At 64.7% G+C, this 25,293-nt stretch carries 26 protein-coding genes; 12 read left to right on the top strand and 14 right to left on the bottom strand.

Features of this window, described 5'->3' with window-relative positions; translation table 11 throughout:
- Nucleotides 1-2 precede the first annotated feature (2 nt).
- Nucleotides 3-692, bottom strand: a complete 690-nt coding sequence (locus ACXYMR_RS04925; RefSeq protein WP_458941642.1) for a YggS family pyridoxal phosphate-dependent enzyme — start codon at nucleotides 690-692, stop codon at nucleotides 3-5.
- On the opposite strand from ACXYMR_RS04925, the gene ACXYMR_RS04920 reads away from it, so the two are divergent.
- Nucleotides 691-1,323 carry a thiamine phosphate synthase gene (locus tag ACXYMR_RS04920; RefSeq protein ID WP_458941641.1) on the top strand — a complete coding sequence of 211 codons (633 nt, stop codon included), beginning with the start codon at nucleotides 691-693 and terminating at the stop codon, nucleotides 1,321-1,323. The genes ACXYMR_RS04925 and ACXYMR_RS04920 overlap by 2 nt on opposite strands.
- Here the strand turns inward: ACXYMR_RS04920 and ACXYMR_RS04915 are convergent.
- Nucleotides 1,320-1,775 (bottom strand): NtrZ family periplasmic regulatory protein, encoded by a 456-nt coding sequence (locus ACXYMR_RS04915; RefSeq protein WP_458941640.1) that lies wholly within the window; start codon nucleotides 1,773-1,775, stop codon nucleotides 1,320-1,322. The two genes, ACXYMR_RS04920 and ACXYMR_RS04915, sit on opposite strands and share 4 nt — an antisense overlap.
- A 104-nt stretch (nucleotides 1,776-1,879) precedes the next feature.
- Entirely contained in the window at nucleotides 1,880-3,124 is a 1,245-nt protein-coding gene (locus ACXYMR_RS04910) for a porin (RefSeq protein ID WP_458941639.1), read from the bottom strand.
- A 265-nt stretch (nucleotides 3,125-3,389) separates the two neighbouring features.
- Between ACXYMR_RS04910 and ACXYMR_RS04905 the strand changes: the two genes are divergently transcribed.
- Genes ACXYMR_RS04905 through holA form a run of 4 tightly spaced genes read left to right on the top strand, consistent with a single transcriptional unit; the run spans nucleotide 3,390 to nucleotide 8,076 of the window.
- Nucleotides 3,390-3,887, top strand: coding sequence for a DUF3576 domain-containing protein (locus tag ACXYMR_RS04905; RefSeq protein WP_458941638.1), 498 nt, complete (start codon nucleotides 3,390-3,392; stop codon nucleotides 3,885-3,887).
- Between the two features lie 40 nt (nucleotides 3,888-3,927).
- A complete protein-coding gene (gene leuS / locus ACXYMR_RS04900; protein WP_458941637.1) occupies nucleotides 3,928-6,525 on the top strand; it encodes a leucine--tRNA ligase in 2,598 nt (865 codons plus the stop codon).
- Nucleotides 6,526-6,529: 4 nt separating this feature from the next.
- Nucleotides 6,530-7,027, top strand: a complete 498-nt coding sequence (locus ACXYMR_RS04895; protein WP_458941636.1) for a hypothetical protein — start codon at nucleotides 6,530-6,532, stop codon at nucleotides 7,025-7,027.
- Entirely contained in the window at nucleotides 7,027-8,076 is a 1,050-nt protein-coding gene (holA, locus tag ACXYMR_RS04890) for a DNA polymerase III subunit delta (RefSeq protein ID WP_458941635.1), read from the top strand. The genes ACXYMR_RS04895 and holA overlap by 1 nt, the downstream gene beginning before the upstream one ends.
- Nucleotides 8,077-8,085: 9 nt before the next feature.
- Here the strand turns inward: holA and ACXYMR_RS04885 are convergent, their stop codons facing one another.
- The 6 genes from ACXYMR_RS04885 to ACXYMR_RS04860 form a co-directional block, all read right to left on the bottom strand.
- Nucleotides 8,086-9,006: a ParB/RepB/Spo0J family partition protein gene (locus ACXYMR_RS04885; RefSeq protein ID WP_458941634.1), complete on the bottom strand. Its 921-nt coding sequence runs from the start codon at nucleotides 9,004-9,006 to the stop codon at nucleotides 8,086-8,088.
- The gene (locus tag ACXYMR_RS04880) at nucleotides 9,003-9,845 is read right to left on the bottom strand and encodes a ParA family protein (RefSeq protein WP_458941633.1); all 843 of its coding nucleotides are present in this window, start codon (nucleotides 9,843-9,845) and stop codon (nucleotides 9,003-9,005) included. The genes ACXYMR_RS04885 and ACXYMR_RS04880 overlap by 4 nt, the downstream gene beginning before the upstream one ends.
- A complete protein-coding gene (rsmG, locus tag ACXYMR_RS04875) occupies nucleotides 9,835-10,458 on the bottom strand; it encodes a 16S rRNA (guanine(527)-N(7))-methyltransferase RsmG (RefSeq protein WP_458941632.1) in 624 nt (207 codons plus the stop codon). Before rsmG ends, ACXYMR_RS04880 begins: the two co-directional genes overlap by 11 nt.
- On the bottom strand, nucleotides 10,458-12,317 hold the full coding sequence (gene mnmG / locus ACXYMR_RS04870) for a tRNA uridine-5-carboxymethylaminomethyl(34) synthesis enzyme MnmG (protein ID WP_458941631.1): 1,860 nt from the start codon (nucleotides 12,315-12,317) through the stop codon (nucleotides 10,458-10,460). The genes rsmG and mnmG overlap by 1 nt, the downstream gene beginning before the upstream one ends.
- A 197-nt stretch (nucleotides 12,318-12,514) precedes the next feature.
- The gene (gene mnmE, locus ACXYMR_RS04865; RefSeq protein WP_458941630.1) at nucleotides 12,515-13,831 is read right to left on the bottom strand and encodes a tRNA uridine-5-carboxymethylaminomethyl(34) synthesis GTPase MnmE; all 1,317 of its coding nucleotides are present in this window, start codon (nucleotides 13,829-13,831) and stop codon (nucleotides 12,515-12,517) included.
- 1 nt (nucleotide 13,832) lies between these two features.
- Nucleotides 13,833-14,081, bottom strand: a complete 249-nt coding sequence (locus ACXYMR_RS04860) for a DUF6489 family protein (protein ID WP_458941629.1) — start codon at nucleotides 14,079-14,081, stop codon at nucleotides 13,833-13,835.
- A 48-nt stretch (nucleotides 14,082-14,129) separates the two neighbouring features.
- Between ACXYMR_RS04860 and ACXYMR_RS04855 the strand changes: the two genes are divergently transcribed.
- On the top strand, nucleotides 14,130-14,828 hold the full coding sequence (locus ACXYMR_RS04855; RefSeq protein WP_458941628.1) for a dienelactone hydrolase family protein: 699 nt from the start codon (nucleotides 14,130-14,132) through the stop codon (nucleotides 14,826-14,828).
- A 9-nt stretch (nucleotides 14,829-14,837) separates the two neighbouring features.
- Here the strand turns inward: ACXYMR_RS04855 and ACXYMR_RS04850 are convergent, their stop codons facing one another.
- On the bottom strand, nucleotides 14,838-15,464 hold the full coding sequence (locus ACXYMR_RS04850; RefSeq protein WP_458941627.1) for a glutathione S-transferase family protein: 627 nt from the start codon (nucleotides 15,462-15,464) through the stop codon (nucleotides 14,838-14,840).
- 174 nt (nucleotides 15,465-15,638) lie between these two features.
- Here ACXYMR_RS04850 and ACXYMR_RS04845 point away from each other — a divergent pair, with 174 nt between their 5' ends.
- Nucleotides 15,639-16,526: a glycerophosphodiester phosphodiesterase family protein gene (locus ACXYMR_RS04845; RefSeq protein ID WP_458941626.1), complete on the top strand. Its 888-nt coding sequence runs from the start codon at nucleotides 15,639-15,641 to the stop codon at nucleotides 16,524-16,526.
- A gap of 607 nt (nucleotides 16,527-17,133) precedes the next feature.
- Here ACXYMR_RS04845 and rho read toward each other — a convergent pair.
- From rho to hemE, 4 genes are all read right to left on the bottom strand, one after another.
- Nucleotides 17,134-18,438, bottom strand: coding sequence for a transcription termination factor Rho (gene rho / locus ACXYMR_RS04840; protein ID WP_458941625.1), 1,305 nt, complete (start codon nucleotides 18,436-18,438; stop codon nucleotides 17,134-17,136).
- 233 nt (nucleotides 18,439-18,671) lie between these two features.
- On the bottom strand, nucleotides 18,672-19,130 hold the full coding sequence (locus ACXYMR_RS04835) for a CopD family protein (RefSeq protein WP_458941624.1): 459 nt from the start codon (nucleotides 19,128-19,130) through the stop codon (nucleotides 18,672-18,674).
- Nucleotides 19,131-19,157: 27 nt separating this feature from the next.
- The gene (hemH, locus tag ACXYMR_RS04830; RefSeq protein ID WP_458941623.1) at nucleotides 19,158-20,192 is read right to left on the bottom strand and encodes a ferrochelatase; all 1,035 of its coding nucleotides are present in this window, start codon (nucleotides 20,190-20,192) and stop codon (nucleotides 19,158-19,160) included.
- A 2-nt stretch (nucleotides 20,193-20,194) separates the two neighbouring features.
- Nucleotides 20,195-21,232 carry a uroporphyrinogen decarboxylase gene (gene hemE / locus ACXYMR_RS04825; RefSeq protein WP_458941622.1) on the bottom strand — a complete coding sequence of 346 codons (1,038 nt, stop codon included), beginning with the start codon at nucleotides 21,230-21,232 and terminating at the stop codon, nucleotides 20,195-20,197.
- A 445-nt stretch (nucleotides 21,233-21,677) separates the two neighbouring features.
- On the opposite strand from hemE, the gene ACXYMR_RS04820 reads away from it, so the two are divergent.
- Genes ACXYMR_RS04820 through dnaQ form a run of 5 tightly spaced genes read left to right on the top strand, consistent with a single transcriptional unit; the run spans nucleotide 21,678 to nucleotide 25,280 of the window.
- Nucleotides 21,678-22,514, top strand: coding sequence for a pyruvate, water dikinase regulatory protein (locus ACXYMR_RS04820; RefSeq protein ID WP_458941621.1), 837 nt, complete (start codon nucleotides 21,678-21,680; stop codon nucleotides 22,512-22,514).
- Nucleotides 22,514-23,104: a Maf family protein gene (locus ACXYMR_RS04815; RefSeq protein WP_458941620.1), complete on the top strand. Its 591-nt coding sequence runs from the start codon at nucleotides 22,514-22,516 to the stop codon at nucleotides 23,102-23,104. The genes ACXYMR_RS04820 and ACXYMR_RS04815 overlap by 1 nt, the downstream gene beginning before the upstream one ends.
- A complete protein-coding gene (locus ACXYMR_RS04810; RefSeq protein WP_458941619.1) occupies nucleotides 23,101-23,955 on the top strand; it encodes a shikimate dehydrogenase family protein in 855 nt (284 codons plus the stop codon). The genes ACXYMR_RS04815 and ACXYMR_RS04810 overlap by 4 nt, the downstream gene beginning before the upstream one ends.
- Nucleotides 23,955-24,572: a dephospho-CoA kinase gene (gene coaE / locus ACXYMR_RS04805; protein ID WP_458941618.1), complete on the top strand. Its 618-nt coding sequence runs from the start codon at nucleotides 23,955-23,957 to the stop codon at nucleotides 24,570-24,572. The genes ACXYMR_RS04810 and coaE overlap by 1 nt, the downstream gene beginning before the upstream one ends.
- A gap of 15 nt (nucleotides 24,573-24,587) precedes the next feature.
- Nucleotides 24,588-25,280, top strand: coding sequence for a DNA polymerase III subunit epsilon (dnaQ, locus tag ACXYMR_RS04800; RefSeq protein ID WP_458941617.1), 693 nt, complete (start codon nucleotides 24,588-24,590; stop codon nucleotides 25,278-25,280).
- Nucleotides 25,281-25,293 lie beyond the last annotated feature (13 nt).

The following is a 25,293-nucleotide window of genomic DNA, read 5'->3' as shown; positions in this document are numbered from 1 at the left end:
GCTCAGCCGGTTTCGCGCTCGCCGAACAGGGCGCTGCCGACGCGCACCGAGGTGGCGCCCAGCGCCGTCGCCGTCTCGAAATCATTGCTCATGCCCATCGATAGCTCCGCCAGGCCATGCGTCTCAGCCAGCTTGGCCAGCAGGGCAAAGTGCAATCCGGCCGGGGCATCGAGCGGCGGAATGCACATCAGCCCGGCAATCTCCAGCCCGTGCTCGTCGCGCGCCCGGGCCAGGAAGTCGCCCAGCTCGGCCGGGGCCAGGCCGGCCTTCTGCTCTTCCTCGCCGGTATTGACCTGAACCAGCAGTTTGGGCCGCTTGCCCTGGGCCTCCATCTCGCGCGCCAGCACCTTGGCCAGCTTGTCACGATCGAGGGTCTCGATGACGTCGAACAGGGCTACCGCCTCTGCCGCCTTGTTGCTCTGCAAGGGCCCTATGAGGTGCAGCTCCAGATCGTCATAGCTGTCGCGGCGGCCGGCCCAGTGCGCCTGCGCTTCCTGGACCCGGTTCTCGCCGAACACGCGCTGCCCGGCCGCCAGGGCGGCCTCGATGCGGGCGTCACTCTGGCGCTTTGACACGGCCACCAATCTGGTGTCACTCGGGTCGCGGCCGACCGCCCGGGCGGCTGTGGCAATGCGCTCGAGCAGGCTCGACCGGCGGCCCGCGATATCGGTATCTGGAGAGGATAGGGTCATGCAGCCGCCGTACGACGACATTGCCCGGTTGGCAAGCCTCGCGCGGGCCGTGCGGGGTGGCCGCAGCGCCGCCCTGCCACCGCTGCTGGCGCTGACCGACCCGGCTCGAACCCCCGACCCGCTGGCTCTGGCCTCGCATCTGCCGCCTGGCAGTGGCCTTGTCTACCGCCACTTCGGCGCGGCCGAGCGGTTCGAGACGGGTCACCGCATGGCCAAAATCGCGAGGAGCCGCGGGCTCGTATTTCTGGTCTCTGCCGATCGCGAACTGGAAACGGCGCTTGCGCCGGACGGTGTGCACTGGCCGGAATCCCGCCTGGCCGAAGCCGCTTCGCGCCGCCGGCGCGGTGATGCGCGGCTGTTCAGCGGCGCCCTGCACGGCGGCTCGGGGCTCGCCCGCGCCCGCGCCGCCGACCTCGACGCAGTCCTGCTCTCACCCGTCTTCCCCAGCGCCAGCCCCAGCGCCACCACCCCGCTCGGCCCCCTGACAGCAGCCGCCATAGCTCGCCGCGCCGGCCTGCCGGTCTACGCGCTGGGCGGCGTCAACACGCGCACGGCGAGACGCTTGCTCAGTCTGGGATTCTCGGGATTGGCAGCGGTTGGAGCGCTCGCCGCGGAGCTTGGCGACGCCTAGAAGCGCAGCGCCGACTCGAACTTGATCTCCGGCTGCCGCTCGACCGGCTCGGACGGTGTCAGATAGACACTGTCAGGCGTGGCCAGCCGCAACTGGCCGCCGAGGCGGATACGGTCACCGAAGTTGACGAAGGCGCCCGCGCTCAGGTCTTCGCGCTGGAACGGCGTCTCGGCCGCTTCCTCGATACCCAGGCTAAGCCCCCAGCGGCCGCCATTGAGGGGCACGTCAAAGGTTTCCAGGTCGACCAGGCTGGGCGGCGTCGACTCGTTCATCGACAGGGTGAAGGCCTCGTACCAGGGCGTTTCGGCATCTTCGATGGCCGGAACATCCTGCTGCTGGGCAAAAGCGGGCGACGCACACAGGAACAGCGCTGCCGCGAGGGCCGCGCCCGCGCTCTTGCCGAGCGCCGTAGTGCCAGTCTTGATGCCGAACGGTTGAACCCGCCTGATCATCGTCTTTCTCCCACTTCGAAAGGCAATTTATCGCATCAGGGGGGAGTCACCCAAGGGGATTCTGCGCTTTGTGAGGAAGAATTCATCCAGCTGTGGCGGATTTGTCAAAACTGCCAGCCGAGCTCGACGAAAACCACGTCCGCGCGGTGGCGCTGCTGGCGTCGCCCGATCGGTGTGATCACCGGCTCGTCGCGCTCCGCCGTCTGGAGACCGGCCCCGACCAGCCAGTTGTCGCCAACCAGCCGCGACGCCCCGATCTGCCAGCTCTTGCCGTCGACGTGCAGCCAGTCATCGCTGAAGGCGGCGTGCTCGAACACATAGATCCACGGCCCGACCTCATAACCCAGCTGGCCGGACCAGGCCTGGTAGAGCGCATTGTCGCCGGCCCCGGCATCGGCGCGCAGGACGCTGGCGCCTGCCAGCCAATTGCCGCGTCGCCAACTTGCTCCGACATCGATTGCCTGCGCGCTGCCGAGCCCCGCCGGGGTCTCCAGCCCGGCCGCCAGGCCGAGACTGACCTGCCATTCATGCTCGCCGCGTCGCAGTGCGTAGAGCGCGCCCAGCTCGACCACCTGGTCGGCGACCGGATAGGTCAGGTTTGGCACCCGGTCTGCGACGCCGCACATATCGGTGTCGCAATCGTCCCCGTTCGGCGCCCAGGAGGCGGCGACACGCAGCGTGCCCACTGTCGCCTCCTGGCCCAGGGCGATCGAATGAAACACCAGCTTGGGTGAGAAGCCGGACAGGCGGTTTTCGGTATGGCCCACGGACAGGGGGTTGCTGTGCAGTCGCGTGGTGTCGGCCCGGCTCAGGCGGAAGGCGGACGGTCCCGACACGGCATCGATGCGCGCTGCGCCCGGCCCGTAGCCGGCCCGCCACTCGCCCCAGCCGGATGACACGGAAATGTAGGCGGCATCGAGCGCCAGCCGGTCACGTCGTCCGGTCATCCGCCCGTGCGTGTACAGACCGCTCGCCGGTGACTGTACGGCCGGAGAGACAGCTGCGCCCTGCAGGCTGGCGCAGTCGGCTGTTCCGGAGGGGCAATTTCCCACCGGCCCAAGGGTCAGACCGGGCCGGGAATCGCGCTCGCCCCGGACACCCAGGACCAGACGGAGTCGACGACCCGACTGGGCCAGGTATTCGCCCTGCCATTGCGCATCGATCTCGGCCAGCGCCCCGTCTGCGTCACCGGCCCGCGCCACAAGCCCCGCATCGATCCGAAACTCGGTCGAAAAACTCGTGAAATCAGATGATTGGTAATCGGTACCCGCGATCTGGGCGAACGCCGGCGGGGCCGCAAGAACGACGCTAAGGACGGCGAAGGACTTCGCCAGGTCACTACGTCTCATGTCTCACGGTCCCGCCGATCGGCCCCGTCCCCCCGGACGTCGCGCTCTAAAGGAAGCAGGCTCGCCAGCAGGGTCAAGCGCGCTGTTGGAAGCTGGGGCATGTTCTCCCGCCACTGTTGCAGGCCCGTCACACTCGTCATGGGGTGCCTTTCGGCGCTGGTCTGGTGCAAATCGCATGTTATACAGGCCGTTCAGTAGCGGTCACGTGTTCTGCGTCGGCCGATAATTGTTCGTTCCGCCGTCTGTATCGAAGGAGTCACGGCACATGGTTGACCGTCGGGTTCTCGGAGTGGCCCTTGCCGCTGCAATTCTCGTTCTGCCCGCCTGCGCTTCGCGCTCCGATGCCGGTGAATCCGGCGCATCCCAGTCGTCGGGCCTGCGCCTGCCGAGCCTGCCCAATCCGCTGGCCGGCCGCGGCACGCCGATCGACACGGACGGAATTGGCGTCAATGGCTTCCTGTGGCGCGCCAGCCTGGACACCATCAACTTCATGCCGCTGGCAGAAGTCGATCCGTTCGGCGGGGTGATTATCACGGACTGGTACGCCAATCCGCAAATGCCGACCGAGCGCTTCAAGCTTACCGTATACATCCTAGACACCCGTCTTCGTGCCGATGCCCTGGCCGTGAACGTGTTCCGCCAGACGCGCGATGAGCGCGGCGACTGGAATGACGCGGCGACCAGCGAGGATACGGCCTACGAAATCGAGAACGCCATCCTGACGCGCGCGCGCCAGTTGCGGATCTCCCAGCTCGAAAACTAGCGGCGGCGTCCGCCGGTCGCACGTCCAGCGAGACAATCCCATGAGCCGATACAATCCCCGCGAGGCCGAACCCAAATGGCAGGCGGCCTGGGCGGAGCGTGATGCCTTCCGCGCCGGCGGCCCGGACAATCCAACCGGCAAGGACAAGTATTACGTCCTCGAGATGTTCCCCTATCCGTCGGGACGCATCCACGTCGGTCACTCTCGTAACTACGCCATGGGCGATGTCGTGGCCCGCTACAAGCGGGCTAGAGGCTTCGACGTGCTGCACCCGATGGGCTGGGACGCCTTCGGACTGCCGGCCGAGAACGCAGCACGAGAACGTGGTGTCCACCCCGGCGAGTGGACCCACGCCAATATCGATGCGATGCGGTCGCAGCTGCAGCGTCTCGGGCTTGCCCTGGACTGGTCGCGCGAGATCGCGACCTGCGATCCCGACTATTACGGCCACCAGCAGGCCATTTTCATCGAATTGTTCAAGCGCGGCCTGGTCTATCGCAAGACCGCCAAGGTCAACTGGGATCCGGTGGACCAGACCGTGCTGGCCAACGAACAGGTCATTGATGGACGCGGCTGGCGCTCCGGTGCCCTGGTGGTGCAGCGCGAGCTCGACCAGTGGTTCTTCAAGATCACCGAGTATGCCGACGAGCTGACGGACGCACTGGCCGACCTCGACCGTTGGCCCGACAAGGTGCGGGCCATGCAGGCCAACTGGATTGGCCGGTCGCGCGGTGCCACGGTCCGTTTCCCGGTGCTCGACGGCGAAATCGCGGCCCGCTTCGGCGACACCATCGACGTGTTCACCACCCGTCCCGACACCATGTTCGGTGCCAGCTTCCTGGCTCTGGCCCCCGATCATCCGATCGTCAAGGCACTGGCCGAGGATGACCCGACGATAGAGAAGTTCATGCACGATTGCGCGCGCATGGGCACTACGGAAGAGGAAATCGAGAAGGCTCCCAAGAAGGGTATCGACCTCGGCCTCAAGGTTAGACATCCGTTTGATCCGTATTGGGAAATTCCTGTCTGGTCGGCCAACTTCGTGCTTTCGACCTATGGCACGGGGGCAATTTTCGGATCGCCGGCCGGAGACCAGCGCGACCTCGATTTTGCTCGCAAGTACGGCCTGCCGGTCAATCCCGTCGTCCTGCCCGACGGCGCCGACGCCGCCACCCACGTGATCGAGGACGAGGCCTTCACCGGCCACGGCACCATCTACAATTCCAAATTCCTTGACGGACTGAAAACCGCGGAAGCCATCGAACGCGCCATCGCGGAACTGGAGAAGCTCGGTCTCGGCGAAGGCGCCACCACCTACCGCCTGCGCGACTGGCTGGTCTCGCGCCAGCGCTATTGGGGCTGCCCGATCCCGATCATCCACTGCGACAGCTGCGGCGCGGTCCCGGTGCCGCAGGACCAGCTGCCGGTCAAGCTGCCGGAGGACGTGACCTTCGACGCGCCGAGCAATCCGCTCGAACGGCACCCGACCTGGAAGCACACCACCTGTCCGAAGTGCGGCGGCACCGCCCGCCGCGAAACCGATACGCTGGACACCTTCGTGTGCTCGTCCTGGTATTTCCTGCGCTTTGCCTCGCCGTTTGCCAAGGACCAGCCCTTCCGGCCCGAGGACGTGCAGTACTGGCTGCCTGTCGACCAGTATGTCGGCGGAGTCGAGCACGCCATCCTGCACCTGCTCTATGCCCGCTTCTTCACCCGCGCTCTCAATGACAGCGGCCTGATGGACCTGCCCGGCGGCGAGCCTTTCGCCGGCTTGTTCACCCAGGGCATGGTCACCCACGAGACCTACAAGTCGGCCGAGGGCAAATGGCTGCTGCCGGACGAGGTCGTCGAGAAGGATGGCCGCAAGGTCGAGATCGCCACCGGCAGGCCGGTCCAGGTCGGCTCGATCGAGAAGATGTCCAAGTCGAAGAAGAATGTCGTCGACCTGGAAGCCTTCATCGAGAGCTATGGGGCCGATGCAGCACGCTGGTTCGTATTGTCCGACAGTCCGCCGGAACGCGATGTCGAGTATACCGACAGCGGTGTGGAAGGCGTGTGGCGCTTCATCCAGCGCCTTTGGGCCACCGTCAACTCGCTCCCCGAAGGCGCTCCCGGGCCCCTCTGTGTGCCTTCTGACGCCGACGGGGAAGCGCTGCAGGTCCGCCGCGCCGCCCACAAGGCGCTGCATGCGGTGACCGAGGCCATCGAGCAGTTCCGCTTCAACTCCGCCGTCGCCCAGGTCCATGACCTGGTCAACACCCTGCGGCGCTTCGACCCGGCTGACGACGCCGGCACCGCCGCCAAGGCCGAGGCCCTGGGCATTCTGGTGCGCGTCATCGCGCCCTTCATTCCACACCTGGCCGAGGAATGCTGGGAACAGCTTGGCGGTACAGGCCTGGTCATTGACGCGCCGTGGCCGGACGCCGACCCCGCGCTCCTGGTCGAAGACGAGGTGACGCTTCCGGTCCAGGTCAATGGCAAGCGCCGCGGCGAGATAACCGTGTCCAAGACGGCCGATCAGGATAGTGTTCAGGCACTGGCCTTGGCCGAAGACGGGGTGGCGCGAACGCTGGAAGGCCTTACAGTGCGCAAGGTGATCGTGGTTCCCGGTCGTATCGTCAATATTGTCGCGGGCTGAATACATGCGTCTTTCACGGATCGGACTGGCTGCCGGAGCAGTGTCCCTCGCCCTGCTCACGGGAGCATGCGGCTTTACCCCGATGTATGCGAGTGGGGCGATCGGGCGCCAGCTCAGCGACATTCGTGTGGAGACCGGTGAAGAACGGATCGATTTCTATCTGCAGCAGGAATTGCTGGACGTCATGGGCGCGCGCCAGGCTGCGGGTCCCCTGAAACTGATCACCGAAACCAGCCTGCGCCGGCGCGGTCTGGGTGTAGGGGCCGAGGCCTCATTCGCCCGGATCAGTGTCGAGGTTACCGTGCAGTACGTACTCGTCGACGAGCGGACCGGCGAGACCATTGACACCGACTACGTGGTGGCGGACGCGACCTATGAGAGCAACGCCCAGATCTATTCAGAAATGGTGGCCGGTCGGGATGCCGAAGAGCGGGCTGCCCGCCTGGCGGCCCAGAGACTGAGCCTGAAACTCGTCCGCGCGCTCGACGAACGCGGTACCTGATGAAGGCGTCGGCGCGTGATGTCGACGCCTGCCTGAAGCGTCCTGATCCGGCCATTCGCGCCTATCTTGTTTACGGGCCGGACCGTGGCCTGGCTCGCGAACGGGCCAATCTGCTCGCCGCGCAGCTGGTCGACTCGGTCGATGATCCGTTCGCCGTCACCCAGCTCACCGAGGAAGATCTGAAATCCGATCCGGCAGGCCTGGCCGACGCGCTCGCCGCCCTGTCCCTGACCGGCGGCCGGCGCCTGGTTCGGGTCCGGCTCAATGGCGAGACCGGGTCAGGGCCGGTGATCAGCGCTCTGGACGATCTGGAAAAGGGCGCTCTGACGGCCGAAGCGGTGCTGCTGGTCGAGTCCGGAGATCTAACGCCGCGAGGCAAGCTTCGAAAAACCTTTGAACCGGCAAAAAAAGCAATAGCTATAGCATGTTACGCTGACACCGCGACTTCACTCGAAAGCCTCGCAAATCAGCAACTTGAGGCTGAGGGCCTGACCCTTGATCGTGCAGCTAGAGATACCTGGCTGCCACGGCTCGAAGGCGACCGCGCGCTGGCCAGGGGCGAGATTGACAAGCTCATCCTGTTCAAGGGTCTGCGCGGCCAGCGCGCCGAAGACGACACCGTCGTGACCCTCGCCGACGTCGAAGCCATCGCGGCCGACCTTGGCGACGCCCAGATGGACGCGGTCATCGGTCCGGCCCTCCTCGGCGCCATTGCCGAGGCGGACAGTACGTATGCGCGCGCGATCAGCGCCGGCGGCAGTGCGGTCGGCATCCTCAGGGCGCTGCAGCGCCGTCTTGACCAGATCGGCATCGTGCAGGGCAGCGGAGACGATAATGCCGCCATGCGGGCGGGAGCGCCGCGTTACGGACCCCAGGCCGCCGCCTTCAAACGCCAGGCCGCGCTGTGGCGCGGACGCAGGCTGGAATTCGCCCGCCAGCTCGCCTTCGATGCCGAAAGACAGGTCAAACGGTCCGGTGTTCCGGTCGAGGCCGTGGTCAGTGAATTGCTGTTGCGCCTGGCGCGCGGCGCTGCCCAGGCCGCACGATAGACCTGTGCCCTAGCCGGCTGAACCGCCAAGGCGACGGCAGACGTCATCGAGTTGCTCGAGTGTCTTGTACTTGACCCTGAGCTCGCCGCCCTTGGCGCCGTGCTTGATATCGACGGTCAGACCCAGTCGTGCCGTGATATCCGCTTCCAGCGCGCGCGTGTCCGCATCCTTGTCGCCGTTTGTCAGGGGTTTGTCAGACTTTGTCTCGATGGGGCCATTGTCAGCCTCGGCTCGCGCCAGCTTTTCGGCGTCACGGACAGAAAGACCTTTATCGACAATAAGATCGGCGATTCCTGCGGGGTCGGAGGCGCTCGCAATGGCGCGGGCATGGCCGGCGCTGATGTCACCATTGGCAAGATAGGTCAGGACAGAAGCTGGCAGGTTGAGCAAGCGCACCATGTTGGCGACATGGCTGCGGCTCTTGGACACGGCCCGGGCGACGTCATCCTGGGTATGACCGAAACGTTCGATCAACTGCTTGTAGGCGGTCGCCTCTTCCACCGGATTGAGATCGGCCCGCTGGACGTTCTCGACAATACCGATTTCCAGCGTCTCGCGATCGGTCAGCTCGCGGACGAGGGCCGGCACTTCGTGCAGACGGGCCTGCTGGGCGGCGCGCCAGCGGCGTTCACCGGCGACGATCTCGAACTCGATAGCGCCAGCCTCGACCGGGCGCACCAGGATCGGCTGCACGATACCCTTTTCGGAGATCGACTCCGCCAAGGCCTCAAGCTCGGCCTCGGTCATGGTCTTGCGCGGCTGGTCGGGATTGGGGCGGATCACCTCGATGGGGATCATGCGCACGCCATTGCGGCTCGGTCGGGCTTCGCCGGTGGTTTCCGCGGGAGCCTCATAGGCCTCGGTTTCCGATTCCCCCAGCAGAGCCGACAGGCCGCGGCCCAGGCGCTTGTTCTTCTCACTCGTGGTCATGCGGCTTCACCCTGTTCTTCACGGCGGCGTTTGCGTTCCTGCTGAACGATTTCCTTGGCCAGGCCGATATAGGCCTGCGAGCCAGTGCAGCTGAGGTCATAGAGCAGGACCGGCTTGCCCACTGACGGCGCCTCGGAAACCCGAACATTACGGGGGATCATGGTCTTGTAGACCTTGTCACCGAAATGTTCGCGCACATCGGCCGCGACTTCCTGCGAGAGGTTGTTGCGGCTGTCATACATGGTCAGCACGACCCCCTGGATCTCGAGCTTGGTGTTGAGGTGACCGCGCACACGCTCGACCGTGCGCACCAGCTGCGTCAGGCCTTCCAGCGCAAAGAATTCGCACTGCAGCGGCACGAGGATGCTGTCAGCAGCCGTCAGGGCGTTGACGGTCAGCACATTGAGGGAGGGCGGGCAGTCGATCAGGATGTAGTCGAGCGCTTCGCTCTCGGCCAGTGCTGTCCGGCTCTGGTCAAAGGCGCGCTTGAGGCGGTAGGAGCGACGCTGGTCGTCGGCCAGTTCCAGCTCGGCTCCGGAAAGGAGCTGGTCGGACGGGACGATGGAAAGACCCGGCACCACGGTCGCGGCCAGCGCGGATTTCATCGAATCTCCGCCTACCAGCACGTCATAGGAGGTCAGTCCGCGCTTGTTGGGCGGCACGCCCAGCCCCGTTGAGGCATTGCCCTGCGGGTCCAGGTCGACGATGGCAACCTTCTGCTTGATGGCGGCCAGGGCGGTGCCCAGATTGATGGCCGTCGTGGTCTTGCCGACCCCGCCCTTCTGATTGGCGATGGCTATGACGCGGGGGGCCTTACGGCGCTGCAGGTCATCGGGCACGCTTCACCTCTTTGATACGCAGGATCACCCCATCGCTGGTCTGACTGGGTATGACTTCATGCTCGAACTTCCAGCTTTTACGCGCTTCGGTCAATTCGTCCTGGTAGGACCGGCCTTTGAAAAACAGGCCTTGAGCCCTGTCTTTCAACAGCGGATGAGCAAATCCCAATAACTTATTCAGCGGTGCAAAAGCACGACCGGTGACCAGCTCGAAGCCTTCTGCCGGGTCGAGTGATTCGACCCGCACCGCCCGCGCTTCGGCGTTCAGGCCCAGATCCTCGATAACGCGCTTGAGAAAGGCGACTTTCTTGCCGACGGAATCGATCATCACCACGCGACAATCCTGGCCCCGGTCCCGCAGCCCGAGCGCCAGGGCAATGCCGGGAAAGCCGGCGCCGGCACCAAGATCCGCGATCCGACGCGTGGTCGCCGGAACATGCTCGAGCAATTGGTAGCTGTCGAGCGCGTGGCGCTCCCAGAAATTCTCCAGCGTCGACCGGCCAACCAGGTTGGTGTGGGTATTGGTGTCGACCAGCGCCTGCCGCCAGCGTTCGAAACCGTCCAGTGTTTCACGTGAAACACCGGTCCGGGCCTGAAACTCCGCCTGATCCACTAGCTCGCCTCTTTCGCCTGACGTTTGACATGGGCCAGGACCGCCGTCAGCGCGCCCGGCGTCACGCCTTCTATACGGGCCGCCTGACCAAGCGTCTCCGGCCTCGCTGCCTGGAGTTTCTCGCGCGCCTCATTGGAAAGGCCACCGACACGGCCATAGTCAAAGTCCCGCGGCAGGGCGATCGCTTCGTCACGGCGGAAGGCCAGGATATCGGCCTGCTGGCGTTCGAGATAACCGGCATAGAGCGCATCGATTTCGATCTGTTCGGCAATCGCCGGCGCCACCTCGCCCAGCTCGGGCCAGATCACGGTCACATCACTCCAGGCGATGTCCGGATAGGCCAGCAGTTCACTGACATTGCGTCGCTTGCCGTCGGCATTGACCGAAAGCCCGTGCAGGCGCGCCTCATTGGGGGTCAAGCTCAGTGTCGCGACCCGGTCCCGCGTCGCGCCCAGCTCGTCCATCTTCTCGACGAAGGCTGTTTCACGTGAAACAGAGACGGCGCCAAGCTCGACGGCTTTCGGGGTCAACCGCTGATCCGCATTGTCCGCCCGCAGCGTCAGCCGGTACTCGGCTCGCGAGGTGAACATACGATAGGGCTCGGACACACCGCGCGTAATCAGGTCATCGATCATGACACCGATATAAGCGTCCGAGCGTGACAGGATGAAGGGCTCCCGCCCCAACGCCGTCAACGCCGCGTTAAAGCCGGCCATCACGCCCTGCGCCGCAGCCTCCTCATACCCGGTCGTGCCATTGATCTGGCCGGCGAGCCAAAGGCCCGGCGCCCGCCGGACCTGCAGCGTCGCGTCCAACTCGCGCGGGTCCACGTAATCATATTCGATGGCATAACCGAACCGCTTGACCTCTACCTGCTCCAGGCCCGGCATGGTCTTCAGGAAAGACAGCTGGACATCGTCAGGAAGCGAGGTCGAGATTCCGTTCGGATAGACCGTGTCATCATCAAGCCCTTCCGGCTCGAGGAAGACCTGGTGACTGGTGCGGTCGGCAAAGCGCACGACCTTGTCCTCGATCGATGGACAATAACGCGGCCCGCGTCCCCCAATTGCCCCACTATAAACTGCGGAATGCTGCAGATTGTCGGCAATGATCCGGTGCGTCGCCTCGGTCGTACGCGAGATCGCGCAAGATATCTGTGGCACCTCGATCCTGGAGGTCAGGAAAGAGAAAGGCACCGGAATCTCGTCGGCCTGCTGCTGTTCAAGCGCGTCCCAGTCAATCGACGATTTGCGCAGCCGCGCCGGTGTCCCCGTCTTGAGACGACCCATTCGCAAGTCGAGCCCGTACAGGCGATCCGCCAAGCCGATCGCAGGCGCCTCTCCGGCGCGGCCGGCCGGGATCCGCTCGGCCCCGCGATGGATGAGACCTCGCAGGAACGTTCCGGTCGTCAGGACCACGGCCGATGCATGATATTCGCGACCTTCGGAATCGATAACACCGCACACCTGACCGTCGACCAGGATCAGGTCCTCGACCGCTGCCCCGACGATCTCGAGACCGTCGACCCCCGCGAGCTCGGCCTGCATGGCAGCCCTGTAGAGCGCCCGGTCCGACTGGGTGCGAGGACCTCGGACGGCCGGCCCCTTCGACCGGTTCAGGAGACGGAACTGAATGCCCGAGGCGTCGGCCACGCGACCCATCACTCCATCCAGAGCGTCGACCTCGCGCACCAGGTGCCCCTTGCCCAGGCCACCGATCGCGGGGTTGCACGACATCTCTCCGATGGTGTCGACCTTGTGGGTCAGCAGCAAGGTCCGCGCGCCCACACGGGCGGCGGCAGACGCCGCCTCGCAGCCGGCATGGCCGCCGCCGATTATGATGACATCCCAGCTTTTCATGGTCTCGTTCCGCCTGGCTCGGTAGATGCGGCTCAAAGGGTGCAGCTTCCGGGCGGCGTCTCTTGCGGACGCACCGGACCGCAGCGCGGCCCCGAAAGGTCGGCTTACATAGTGCCCATCTCCGTCCCTGTCGAGACCCGGCAGGCGAGCACGTCCTCATATTCGATGTTTCACGTGGAACAGTCCGTCGGCGCGAGCTACTTGCCGATACAGAACTGGCTGAACACGCGGTCGAGAATGTCCTCGACATCAACGCGGCCCGTCAGGCTTTCCAGCTGCCGCACCGCCAGTCGGGCATCTTCGCCGGCCAGTTCCGGGGCAACGACAAGCATCTCAAGGCACCGCTCCAGCGCCGCCTTGGCCCCCTCCACCGCGCGCCGGTGGCGGGCCCGGCTCAGCGCCGGCGTCTCACGCGCCTGCAGGCGCTCACTCACGATCGCCTCTATGCGCGCTTCCAACACATCCACGCCTTGCCCGGATTTGGCGCTCAGCGGGTAGCCCGATGACGACTTCTTCTGGGGCGCCAGGTCGAGCTTGTTGATAACCAACAAATCACCATCGCGCAGACGCCCCTGCAAATCCTTCATCTCGGCGTCGGACCGGGCGTCAGCGACGCCGATCCGCAGATCCGCATTGTCGGCCCGGTCAAGCGCCCGCCGGACGCCTTCCGCCTCGATCGCGTCGACCGCCTCACGCAGCCCTGCCGTGTCGGAAATCACCACCGGAAAGCCGGCCATGGTCAGGCGCACTTCGACGATGTCCCGCGTCGTCCCGGGAATGTCGGTGACAATCGCCGCCTCCCGCCGCGCCAGTCTATTGAGCAGGCTCGACTTGCCGGCATTTGGCGCCCCGATCAGGGCAATGGAGAAGCCGGTGCGCACCCGCTCACCCCGGCGCCCGTCGTCGAGGTGAGCTTCCATCTCATCGATCAGTCCGCTGATCGGATCAAAGGCGACATGCGCCAGGGCGTCGGGAACATCACCTTCATCCGGGAAGTCGATCTCGCCCTCGATCGCCGCCAGGGCCCCGATCAGCGTCTCGCGCCAGCCGTCGTAGAGATCCCGTAAGGCCCCGGACATCTGGCTCAACGCCTGCAGGCGCTGGCCTTCGGTTTCCGCATCGATCAGATCGGCCAGTCCCTCGGCCTCGGTCAGGTCAAGCTTGTCGTGCTCGAACGCACGGCGGGTGAACTCGCCGGGCTCTGCCGGCACAGCACCGGCTTCATCCAGCGCCGCCAGCGCCGCGTCGATCACCGCCGGCCCGCCATGCACATGCAGTTCCGCACTGTCCTCGCCGGTAAAGCTCGCCGGCCCCCGGAACCACAATACCAGTGCCTGGTCAAACAGCGTGCCATCCGGCGCCCGGAGCTTGCGCAGAGCCGCCCGTCGCGGTTCGGGACGCGGCAAGCCGGCCAGGGCGTCGAGGATACCCCCCGCCGCCGGCCCGGACAGGCGTATCACCGCCACCCCGGACCGGCCGGGCGGCGTCGATAATGCATAAACCGTTGTATTCACGTTATTTTTGGCTTTTCTCGCCGCTCGGCGCCGAAGCCTGGCGCATCAGGTCCATGAACTGGTTGGTCATTTGTCCGCCCAGCGTCGTCCATTGCTTCATCAGCGCTTCCGGCTCAAGACTGTCCATGTTCGCTGCCACGCGCCGAACCATTTCATCGACGAGGCGTTCATTGACGGTGGAGACGTCCGGCAGGCCGAGAAAGGCGCGCGCCTCCTCCGGGGAGCATTCGATATCGATCTGCATCTTCATGGCGGCCTCGCTGGCGTCTGATCTCGTCCCACTCAACAGGAGCATGACATGACTGGTCAAGACATCCGCATCACCGGTGAAGACGGCACATATACCGGATACATGGCGCTGCCACCCGGCGGCACCGGCCCGGGCCTTGTCGTGTTGCAGGAAATCTTCGGCGTCAACAAGGTCATGCGGGACATCTGCGACCGCTTTGCGGCGGAAGGCTTCGTCACGCTCTGCCCGGACCTGTTCTGGCGGCTCGAGCCCGGTATTCAACTGACCGACAAGACGGAGCCGGAAATGCAGCGCGCCTTTGACCTGATGGGCCGCTTCGATCCCGACCTCGGCGTGGTCGACATCGCCCACGCGATCACCCACCTGCGAAAGCACCCGGCCACCACCGGCAAGGTCGGCGTGATCGGCTATTGCCTCGGTGGGCAGCTCGCCTATCTCGCCGCCTGCCACACCGACACCGACGCCTCGGTCGGCTATTACGGCGTCGGTATCGCGGACCGGCTCGACCAGGCCACGCATATCAAGCGCCCGCTCCTGCTGCACGTCGCCGGCCAGGACCAGTTCGTGGATGGCGAGGCCCAGCAGGCCATGCATGAAGGCCTGGAACCCAATCCAATGGTCACGCTGCACGATTATCCGGAGGACGAGCACGCTTTCGCCCGGCCCGGCGGCGAGCACTACAATCCGGTCGCCGCAGACAATGCCGACCGGCGCACGCTGGACTTCCTGCACCTGCACCTGGGGTGATGCCAGGCTTCAGTCGGCCCGGCTGGCAATCTCCCAGCTGGGCCGCTCGGTCATCCGCTTGAAATAAGCCTTCACATTGTCCGGTGCCTCGCCGAACTGGCGGATCAGCTTGAGCAGGTAGAACATGTAAGTGAGTGAGATGTCGGCCGCCGTGAACCGGGCTCCTGCCACGAATTCGCGCTCGCCGATCGCATGCTCACCCAGCATGGCGAGTATCTTGTCGCTCTCATGCTTGGCCCATTTCGCCAGATTGGCATCCCGCTTGTCTTCGGGCAGCAGCGCCGTGTGGGCCAGCAGCATCGATACCGGCATGATCATCCCGGCCTCGCCGAAATGCAGCCATTGCAGATAACGCCCGTAATCGTCCTCGTCCGGGCGGACCTCCAGCTCCGACGGCCCGTAGCGCCCCAACAGGTATTGCATGATGGCCACCGACTCGATGACCACCTGGCCATTGTCGCGCAACGCCGGGATCTTCCGCAGCGGGTGGACCTTGTCATAGTCCGCATCGCCCGCCGGGCGCTGATCGAACTTGACCGGCACGATATCGTGATCGAGCCCCATTTCCTGCATCAGCCAGATAATGCGCACCGAGCGGGTGCGCGGCGCGTGGTACAGGACCGGCTTTTCAGTCATGGCGAAATCTCCCTCTGCCCCAAAGTCCTAGCAGAGACGCCGCGCACCACGCCAGACAGAAGGCGCTGAATAGGGGCTATGCAGACTTGCCACTTGCCAGTCCTCGACATGGACAAGCCCGGGCCGCGCCGCCACTCTGACCGTACTCTTACTTGCCCGGAGTGCCTGTCCGCCATGACCCGCATGCTTCGCCCCGCCCTCGCCGTCCTGCTGACCAGCACCGTACTGGCAGCCTGTACCGACAGGACCGGCCCGCCGGAAGCCACAGCGACTGCCCCGCTCGCCCTGACCCTCGACTGCCTGCGCGAGACCGGCGCTTCCATGCTGGCCGCACACCGCGGCGGCCCGGCTCCAGGCCATGCCGAGAACAGCCTCTCCGGCCTCGCCCGACTGCCGCAGATGGGCGTGCTCTACGCCGAGATCGACGTCCGCCAGAGCGCCGACGGGGTCCTCTACCTCCTCCACGATGACACGCTCGAGCGCACCACCACCGGCACCGACTCTGTCGATGGCTTGAACTGGTCCCAGCTGGAAAACCTGCGCCTGCGCGACGCCGACGGCACCCTCACCCCCGACACCATCCCGACCCTCACTGACGCCCTGGCCCTCGCACGCGAGACCGGCCTGGTCCTGCAGCTCGACCTCAAGGACATTCCGCCGGACACCATCGCCGCCGCTGTCGCCGAACACCGCGCCCAGGATCAAGCCCAGATCATCGCCTACACAGCCGACACCGCCGCCCGCCTGCACGCCCTCAATCCCGACCTCGTCCTGTCCGTCCCCGACGAGCCCGAAGCCCTGGCCGAGGCGGGCGTCACCCTCGCCCACACCTACGCCTGGCTGGGCACAGGCTCCGTTGACGCCGATCGCGACGCAGAACTGGCTGCACAGAACATCGAGACCTCGGTCGGCCTGTTCCGCCGCGAAAACGGCGACCCGGCGATCTATCGCGAGGCTGCTGAGGCGGGAATCGAGATCCTCGCCGTCGATGGTGTGGAGCTTGCAGCGGAAACCTTGGGCACAGACCGCCTGACCGCCCAGATCGCGACCTGCCGCCCTTGAGGCGTGAACGCTCAGCGTTTCACCGCCCCATTCATCTCTTGCCGAGAGTCCGCCTCAGAGAGGGTTTCAGGTCAAGGGCGCGCAGCGCCGCTTCGCAGGTATACCCCTTGACCTGAAACCCTCTCTGAGGCCCGCTGGCTGACAAGAGATCAATGGCCCTTTTTGCGCTGTAATGCGCGAATCCAAACCAAATCTGTCATCCCGGCCGCCGGTCAATCGAACCGGGCGCTTTGGATCAGGGACAGGTACCTGAGGTACCTGTCCCGGGGTTAAACCCGCTATCGCCGGCAGGAGCCCCTGACTCCGACACCGGGAGAATGGTCCCAACTTCCAACTACGCGTCATCCCACGGTCCCGGCGAAAGCCGGGAACCGGGGGACCTCACCCCACCGGCCTGCCGCAATAATCTCGCTTATCCCGTCTAACCTGATAGCTGAGGTCCCCCGGATGCCGCTGCGCGGCCCCGGGGGATGACGATGGAGAGGGCGGCACCCCTCAGGCTCCGGTCAAAATTTTATGGAAAATCCATAAACCAAGCCCCAGCCACGCAACGAAAAACCCGCCCTCCACCGGAGAGCGGGTCAATCTGTTAGCGCTGTCGCCAGCCCTACGTGTTCATCGAGTCGAAGAACTCGTCATTGGTCTTGGTCTGGCGCAGCTTGTCGAGCAGGAACTCGATGGCATCCTGGGCGCCCATCGGGTTGAGGATGCGGCGCAGCACATACATCTTCTGCAATTGCGCCCGGTCGACCAGAAGCTCTTCCTTCCGGGTGCCGGACTTGAGGATGTCGATGGCCGGGAAGACCCGCTTGTCGGCGACCTTGCGGTCGAGGATGACCTCGGAGTTACCCGTACCCTTGAATTCCTCGAAGATGACCTCGTCCATGCGGCTTCCGGTATCGATCAGCGCCGTCGCGATAATGGTCAGCGATCCGCCATGCTCGATGTTGCGCGCGGCACCGAAGAAGCGCTTGGGACGCTGCAGGGCGTTGGCATCGACACCACCGGTCAGCACCTTGCCCGAAGACGGCACCACCGTGTTGTAGGCGCGGCCCAGACGGGTGATCGAGTCGAGCAGGATGACCACGTCACGGCCATGCTCGACCAGGCGCTTGGCCTTCTCGATGACCATTTCGGCGACTTGGACGTGGCGCGTCGCCGGCTCGTCGAAGGTCGAGGAAATGACCTCGCCCTTCACCGTACGCTGCATGTCGGTGACTTCTTCCGGGCGCTCGTCGATCAGCAGCACCATCAGGTAACAATCGGGGTGATTGCTCTCGATGGCGTGGGCGATGTTCTGCAGCAGGACCGTTTTACCTGTCCGCGGCGGGGCCACGATCAGGCCGCGCTGGCCCTTGCCGATCGGCGCCACGATGTCGATCACCCGGCCGGAACGGTCCTTGACCGTCGGATCGGGCAGTTCGAGATTGAAGCGGTCGTCCGGGTAGAGCGGCGTCAGATTGTCGAAATGAACCTTGTGACGCGCCGATTCCGGATCCTGGAAATTGATCGTCGAGACCTTGAGCAGTGCGAAATAGCGTTCACCATCGCGCGGGCTGCGGATCTCGCCCTCGACCGTGTCGCCGGTCTTGAGGCCGAACTTTCGGATCTGCGTCGGCGACACGTAGATGTCGTCCGGACCGGCCAGATAGTTGGATTCCGGCGAGCGCAGGAAGCCGAAGCCGTCCTGCAGCACTTCCATCACCCCGCCACCATGGATCTCGACATCGCGTTCGGCCAAGGCCTTGAGGATGGCGAACATCATGCCCTGCTTGCGCAGGGAGGACGCGTTCTCGATTTCCAGCGCCTCGGCGAAGCGCAGCAGGTCGGTGGGCTTCTTTTCCTTGAGGTCCTGCAGCGTCATGCGCTCGACGCCGTCGAGCAGGGCGGATGTGGGCGTATCTTCAGTCATGGGATTTCAATCACGTAGGACTTGGGAGAGCACCGCCCCGGGTCGGGACAGGCAGGGCCAGGTTCAGAATGGTCGCCACGCTTGAAGAACAGGCAACCGGTGGGAAAAGGGGCAGACGGGCGCACCTGGAAACAGGGCGACAGACGTCAAAAGAGAGGATCCATTAATTCGGAGTCGACGCAGCCTTGCCATGAGCGGGGCGTCCGGTCAACCGGGTGCACCCGGGAGGGGTCCTATTTCAGCGCCACGACCGCCACCAGGACAATGAAAATGGCCAGGACGAAAGGCACTTCATTGAGAATGCGATAGCGCTTCGCCGACCAGTCATTGGTCCCGGCTTCAAAGCGCTTGAAGCGTCCGGCATAGACCCCGTGAACCGCTGACATCGCCAGTACCAGCACGAACTTGGCCGTCCAGGCCCAGCTGGCAAAGATCTCCCAGCCCCCGGCCCGCTCGGCATTGGCCCACACCAGGAGCAGACCCAGCACCCAGGTCACCACCATGGACGGATTGACGATGCCCTTGAGCAGGCGCCGTTCCTGGATTTTCAGTGTGGTATCCAGTTCACCGCCGGGAATGGCGTCGCAATGATAGACGTAGAGCCGAGGCAGATAGAGCATCCCGGCCATCCAGGCGATGACGGCCAGGATGTGCAGGGCCCTCAACCAGTCATAGGCTTCAACCATGAACATCGCGTCCCTCCCCCGGGCTCGGTCCGGCTAGGCTTTTGCCGGACAGGCCGAACACTGCCCCGGACAGAGGCGATGTCCCGTGTGAGGTGCCAACCCGGATTCCCGCGCCAGCGCCCCGGCAACGATATCGGCCAGCGATCCGATAAAGTCCACATGCGTGCCGAGCGCCGGAACCCGCATGTAGCGTTCGATGCCATGCTCCTCGGCCAGTTCGGCATACTCCTCGTCGAGCTCGACCAGGGTCTCGATATGTTCGGACACAAAGGCGATCGGAGTGAGCAGCACATTGCGCCCGTCCGCTCCGGCCTGCTCAATCGCCTCGTCCGTTGACGGACCGATCCATTTCAGGGGTCCGACCCGGCTCTGATAGCACACGGACCAGTCTTCCAGTTCCGGCACCAGCGCGGCCACTGCAGCGGCGGTCTGTTCGACCTGCCACTGGTAGGGATCACCATCCCGGACGATTTTCTCCGGCAGGCCGTGGGCCGAGAACAGGAGCCGGGTGTTGTGCGGCTTGCCTTCGGCCTGCCAGGCCTCACGGATCATTTCAGCATGCGCTTTGAGGAAAGTATCCTCGGTCGGGTAGCAGCACACCGTCCGGCTCTCCGGCCCGCCCGCCTCGCGCCACGCTTTCAGAGAACTCGCGGTCGTGGTGGTGGAAAACTGCGGGTAGAGGGGCAGCAACACGCATTCGTCCGGCTCCCAGGCAGCCACTTCATGGGCCACGTCCTCGGTGAAGGGGTGCCAATAGCGCATGGCCGGCCAGACCCGGATGTCGTCAAACCCGTCCAGTTCGATCTGCAAGATGGCGCGCAGCGCCGCCGCCTGCTTTTCGGTCTCCGGCAAGAGGGGCGATCCGCCGCCCATCTTGGCGTAGTTTTCGGTCGCTTCCTTGTTGCGCTGGGTGGAAATCAGCCAGGCCAGGCCCTCGCGCACGAAACCCGGTGCCTGAATGATGGCCGGATCGCGGAACAGATTGCGCAGGAAGGGCTTCACCGCTTCCGGCTTGTCCGGTCCGCCGAGATTGAACAGCACAACGGCCAGTTTTTTCGGATGGGTCATGCTCATCGCTCCGACCGGATCCGATCCAGCAATTGGTGCACATGCGCTACTGGCACGTCCGGCGTGATGCCATGACCCAGATTGAAGATGTGCGGGTGCCCGGCCCAGGCCTCGAGCAGCCGGTCGACTTCGCTGTCCAGCGCTTTGCCGCCGGCCCGCAAGGCGGCCGGATCGAGATGGCCCTGGACCGGCATGCCCGCGGGCAGATGCTCCCGGGCCCAGGCCGGGTCAACACTGGTATCGACGGCGATGGCGGTAATTCCGGTTTCACGGGCATAGCGCGGATACATGGTTCCGGCGCCGCGCGGAAAGCCGATGATCGGCAGATCCACACCGGCAGCCCGCACCGCGTCAACGATGCGCTTGGTCGGCCGGATGATGACCCGCTCGAACAGCGGTTCGGGCAAGCCTTCCGCCCAGCTGTCGAACAGTTTGAGCACTTCGGCGCCGGCTTCGGCCTGCATCACCAGGTAGCGCGCCGTGGCGTCGGCGATCTTGTCCATCATGGCGTCGAAGGCTTCCGGTTCCTGCCAGGCCGCGACGCGAGCGGAGAAACGGTCCTTCGAGCCGCCGCCTTCGATCATGTAGGTCGCCACCGTCCATGGCGAGCCGGCAAAGCCGATCAGCGTCGTCTGGTCCGGCAGCTCCGGTTTCACCCGGCGAAGCGTCTCCCCGATCGGTGCCAGCACGTCCTCGACCTTCGACAGGTCGAGTTCCTCATGCTTGCGCACGTCAAACGGGTCCAGCTTGGGACCTTCACCGGGTACGAACCAGACCTTGCGGCCCAGGGCGATCGGGATCAGCAGGATGTCCGCGAACATGATCGCGCCGTCGAAGCCGAAGCGCCGGATCGGCTGCAGAGTCACTTCTGCCGCGAGGTCCGGGGTGAAGCAGAACTCGATGAAGTTGGCCGCCTGCGATCGCACGGCGCGATATTCGTCGAGATACCGACCAGCCTGGCGCATCAGCCAGACCGGGGGCGGGGAGAGGGCCTCACCACCGAGCACGGCGAGAAGCGGTTTGGTTTCGGTGTCGCTCATGCCTGTTTGATTAGGGCGCTATCCCCGGACATTCAATGCGTGCCTTTCATCCCTAATCATAAGAAATATTGATTGGGGTAATTGTTGGGGCGTGGAGCGCGTTGGTAAGTCGGTTTTGCCGGCCGGCCGGACAACTCCTCCCACATGACAGGTTTTCCAGACCAGGCGATTCTGGTCAGCGAGAAAAAGCGGATGAAACTTATCGAAATCAATCCACTGGCGGCGGGTTGAAATGTGGAAAAATCCGGGAAAAGCCGGACTCGCTCCTGACAGGACCAAGCACTGTCGACAGCTTTGCCCACAGGCTGGACCGATGTGGAAACATCTGTTGGTCTGTCCGGGTAACACCCGGTACTACTCACATGTCTTTTCCGGCAACGGATCGCATGGGGAAAAGTTCCTCAGTTATTAACAAGTCGTTAACTATCCTCTGGACTCGATGCCCATGACAGCTACGCATTCACCGATCGAAACCTGCTTCCATATCCACATGGTCTCCGATTCCACGGGGGAAACCCTGATGGAAGTGATGCGGGCCTCGGTGGCGCAGTTCGAGGAAACCACGCCGCTCGAGCATCTTTACGCACTGGTCCGTTCCCAGCGTCAGCTCGATCGGGTGCTCGAGGAAATCGCCACCTACCCCGGCGTGGTCATGTACACCATCGTCAATGCCGACCTGCGCCGCCGCCTGGAAACCCGCTGTGTGGAACTGGGTGTGCCGGCAATCGCCATTCTCGATCCGATGCTGGCGACGCTGTCGTCCTATCTCGGCCGACGCGTGGCCAGTCGGGCCGGCGCCCAGCGGTCGCTGGATGCCGAGTATTATCGCCGTATCGATGCGCTCAACTATGCCATGGCGCATGATGACGGGCAGGGCGATGACTTCGAGGGCGCCGATATCGTCCTGCTCGGAGTAAGCCGGACGTCCAAGACCCCGACCTGTGTCTATCTTGCCCACCGTGGCTTCCGCGCCGCCAATATACCGTTGGTCAAGGGCGTGCCGCTGCCCGAACAGATCTATCAATTGCGCAAGCCTCTGGTGGTCGGCCTGACCGCCTCGCCAGAGCGCATCGTGCAGATCCGCCGTAACCGGCTCTTGAGTCTCAACGAGGATCGCGACACCAACTACATTGATGATTATTCGGTGCGCGAGGAAATCCTCCACGCCAAGCGCCTGTTTTCCAAGCATGCCTGGCCGTCCATCGATGTGACGCGGCGCTCCATCGAGGAGACCGCGGCCAAAATCATCAATTTGCTCAACGAAAAACGGAATCCCGGTTGATGTCGTCTCTCATTCTCGCCTCCGGCAGCCAGATCCGGCGCCACATCCTCGAACAGGCCGGCATTCCCTTCACGGTCATCAAGTCCGATGTCGACGAGGATGCGCTCAAGTCCCGGCACGCCGAGCTGTCGCCGGCCGACATGGCGCTGCTCCTGGGCAAGGCCAAGGCGGAAGCCGTGTCGCGCCTGTCGGCCGGCAATCTCGTGCTGGGCGCCGACCAGACCATGGAGCTGGACGGCCAATTGCTCGACAAGCTGCCGAGCCGCGACCTAGCCGCCGACCGGCTGAAAGCCATGCGCGGCAAGCCCCACCAGCTGCATGCGGGTCTGGCGATGGCCTGTGACGGAGAGATCGTCTGGACGCACCAGCAATCCTCCACCCTCCATGTCCGCGACTTTTCCGATGCTTTCCTGTCGCATTATCTCGACCGTGCCGGCCAGGAGCTGACAGCCAGCGTCGGTGCCTACGCCTATGAAGGCCTCGGGGCCCAGCTGTTTGACCGTGTCGACGGTGATTTCTACGCCATTCTCGGTCTGCCCCTCCTGCCCCTGCTCGACGAGCTGCGGCGCCGCCAACTGGTGCTTTCATGACCCCGTCCAGCCAGACCCGACTCGCCGGCGTGATCGGTGACCCGGTCAGCCATTCCCTGTCACCCATGATGATGAATGCCTGGCTGAGGTCGGCCGGCATCGATGCTGTCTATCTGGGACTTCCGATCAAGGCCGATCCGCTGGTTCCGGCCCTCGACGGCCTCGCCTGCATGCCCAGCGTGGCCGGCTTCAACGTCACTCTCCCGCACAAGGAAGCGGTGTTTGCCTGGGCCCGCGAACGCGGCGCCGTGTCCGACACCGCAAAGGCCATCGGAGCCGCCAATGTGCTGACATTCCGCGACGGTCGCCCGATTGCCGACAATACCGATGCCGCCGGTTTTCTGGCCGCGATGGAACCGGCTGCCCTGACCTGGCCGACCGTTACCGCCTTGGTGCTCGGCGCCGGCGGCGCGGCGCGTGCCATCGTGCACGCCCTGCAGTCGGTCGGGGTTGCGCATATTGTGCTGACCAATCGTGATCGCAAACGCGCCGAACGTCTGCAGGCCGATCTCGCTCCGCGGGCCGACATCGCCGACTGGTCAGACCGTCATCAGGCCGTGCGCGGCGCCCATCTGGTCATCAACGCCACCTCACTCGGGCTCGGGGACCGCCCCGGTCTCCAGCTCGACTGGTCCGCCGCACGTCCCGACGCGGTCGCTTTCGACAGCATCTATACCCCGCTTGATACGCAGTTTCTCGATGATGCCCGCCAGGCCGGCCTGGTTGCCATAGACGGTCTCGACATGCTGATCGGCCAGGCCCGCCCGGCCTACGAGGCCATGTTCGGCCAGGCCCCGCCGGACGAGCCGGCCGTGCGCAATATCCTGGTCTCGGCGCTGGGTCGGGCCTGATGGCCGGCCGGCCCAAACTCGTCGGCCTGACCGGCTCGATCGGCATGGGCAAGTCGGCGACCGCGAACCTGTTTCGCGAACAGGGCATTCCGGTGTTCGACGCCGACGCCACCGTGCACGGCCTGTACGAAAAGGGCGGCGATGCCGTGGCCCCGATAGAGGCGACATTCCCGGGTGTCGTGGTTGACGGTGCCGTCGATCGGGCCCGCCTGGCCGCCCAGCTGGCCGAGGACGAGGCCGGGTTCGAACACCTGGAAGCCATCGTCCACCCTTTAGTGGCGCGCGAACGCCAGGCCTTTCTGGAAGCCGCCGAGAAGGCCGGTGCCGCCTTCGTGGTGCTCGATATTCCGCTCTTGTTTGAAACCGGTGGCGATGCCTGGGTCGATATCATCATCGTGGCGCATGCGCCGGAGGCGGTGCGCCGGGCTCGTGTACTGCAGCGCCCGGGCATGACGGAGGCCCGCCTGGACGCCATAATCGCGCGTCAGACAGCTGATTCGGACAAGCTCGAACGCGCCGATTATGTTGTTGAAACTTCAGGCGGGATAGACGATGCCCGTCAACAGGTTGTCAGGATCATCGAGGCGCTGGGCGGCGTCAATCCTGACAAAAGCTGACATTCGGGGCTAGAGATGCGCGAAATCGTTTTCGATACCGAGACCACGGGGCTGGATCCCAACAGTGGTGACCGCATCACCGAGATTGGCGGCGTCGAGGTCATTGACTGTATTCCCACGGGTAAGACCTTCCATGCCTACGTCAATCCGCAGCGCCCCGTGCCCGATGAAGTGGTCAAGATCACCGGCCTGACGACCGAATTCCTGGCGGACAAGCCATTGTTCGAGGACATCGGCCAGAAATGGGCCGACTTTGTCGGTGACTCCGTCATGGTCGCCCATAATGCCAGCTTCGACCGCGGCTTCCTCAACATGGAGTTCGCCCGCATGGGCCTGCCCATCTACCCCGAGGACCGGTTCAAGGACACGGCGCGCCTGGCCCGGGCCAAGTTTCCCGGCTCCTACGTGTCGCTCGACGCCCTGTGCAAGCGCTTCGACATCTCGCTGGAAACCCGCGACAAGCACGGCGCCCTGGTCGACAGCCTGTTGCTGGCCGAGGTCTACCTGGAACTGACTGGCGGCCGCACCCGTGCCCTCGACCTGTCCGGCCGCGAGGGCCGCGAAGGCGAGGCGGTCGATTTCCCGCCCCAGAAACAGCGCCCGCAGCCCCTGGTCCGCCAGCCCGACGCGGCCGAGGCGGAGGCCCACGCCGCCTTCATCGCCGAGCTGGGTGATGACGCCCTGTGGGCCCGTCTCTCGCTCAACTGACGGGCAACAAAAA

The sequence above is a fragment of the Maricaulis sp. CAU 1757 genome, assembly GCF_054482675.1.
This window is presented reverse-complemented; position numbering and strand designations above follow the sequence as displayed.